The 1411-nt window shown below is 39.1% G+C and carries 2 protein-coding genes; both read left to right on the top strand.

Going from position 1 to position 1411, the window contains the following annotated elements; translation table 11 throughout:
• The first annotated feature begins 28 nt into the window (after positions 1-28).
• Positions 29-565 carry a prolyl-tRNA synthetase associated domain-containing protein gene (locus QVP40_RS10895; protein ID WP_022068449.1) on the top strand — a complete coding sequence of 179 codons (537 nt, stop codon included), beginning with the start codon at positions 29-31 and terminating at the stop codon, positions 563-565.
• A 254-nt stretch (positions 566-819) separates the two neighbouring features.
• Positions 820-1411: phosphatase PAP2 family protein (locus tag QVP40_RS10890; protein WP_288200501.1), on the top strand; the 592-nt coding region annotated here is incomplete at its 3' end.

Genomic DNA, 1411 nt, shown 5'->3' with positions numbered 1-1411 from the left:
ATAAAACGAAAAAAGGAGAAAGATATTAATGGAGCTTGTAAGTGGAAGACCGCAGAACACAGAGGGAAGACTGGAGAAAGAAATCAGAACGTATGACTTTCTGGATTCTATAGGGATTCATTATGAAAGAGTGGATCATGAGCCGGCTATGACCATAGAGGCCTGTGAGGAGGTTGATAAAATACTGGGCGCTGTAATCTGTAAAAATCTTTTTTTGTGCAACAGACAGGAAACAGACTTTTATCTTCTGCTGATGCCCGGGGATAAAAAGTTCAAAACAAAGGATCTTTCAGCTCAGATCAATTCCTCAAGGCTTTCTTTTGCAAAGCCTGAATATATGGAACAGTTTCTGGATATTACTCCAGGTTCAGCCAGTATTCTGGGGCTGATGAACGACAGAGATAACCGGGTACAGCTTCTGATCGACGAGGACGTGCTGAAAGGAGAATATATAGGATGTCATCCCTGTATCAATACTTCAAGTCTCAGAATCAGCACAAAAGATATGACAGAAAAAATAATACCGGAATTGAAGCATAATCCAAAGCTGGTTCGTTTACCTTAGTATAGAGGAAAAAGTCTCAGAGCAGTACTGTGGGAATCAGTAAAAACGAAATATGAATTTTTTATAAAACATGGAGATTTCAGCAATTTTGGCATTGATTAAATAAGATAATACGTTATACTATTATCTACAGAAGAATATACGCTGAAAATGGTTTTGAGGCGGTGGACCGCCTGGCGGGAAAGGGTGATAATTTGGATTATCTGAGGAAGTCAAAACATATATGGATCATCCCGGCATATGGGATTTTTTATATGATTTCTTTTATGCTTGTGGAAAAAATCAGTACAGAAACCCATCTGATTCATTCTTTTGTGGATGATCTGATTCCGTTTTGTGAATACTTTATTATTCCCTATATGCTGTGGTTTCTTGTAGTTCTGGGAAGCGTCATGTATTTTGCATTGGGAAGTCCGGGCAAAAAAGAGTATTATCAGTATATGGCGACCCTGGGTGTGGGAATGACTCTGTTTCTTATTATCTCCTTTGTGTATCCCAATGGCCAGAATCTCAGACCTGAACTGACAGGAGAGGGGCCTTTTATTCAGGCTGTGCAGCTTTTGTACCAGACAGATACCCCCACAAATATTTTTCCGAGTATTCATGTATTTAATGCAGTTGCCTGTTGTGTGGCTCTTCTGAATAACAAAAAATGCAGACAGAACAAAATCTTTACAGCCGGAAATATTGTGCTGACTGTATCAATCGTTCTTTCCACTATGTTTTTAAAGCAGCACAGTGTGGAAGATGTAGTTACCGCTCTGATCCTCAATGTGATCTGTTTTCAGATATTTTACAGGATCATTCCGGAAAATATGCATAAGTTTGAGAGGATGCTTACCAGAA

The organism is Blautia sp. CAG:257, from assembly GCF_000433815.1.
Lineage (GTDB): Bacteria > Bacillota > Clostridia > Lachnospirales > Lachnospiraceae > Blautia_A > Blautia_A caecimuris.
This window is presented reverse-complemented; position numbering and strand designations above follow the sequence as displayed.

Excerpts from the sequence above, each read along its gene's own strand:
- QVP40_RS10895 (WP_022068449.1), top strand. The coding sequence starts at position 29 with ATGGAGCTTGTAAGTGGAAGACCGCAGAACACAGAGGGAAGACTGGAG.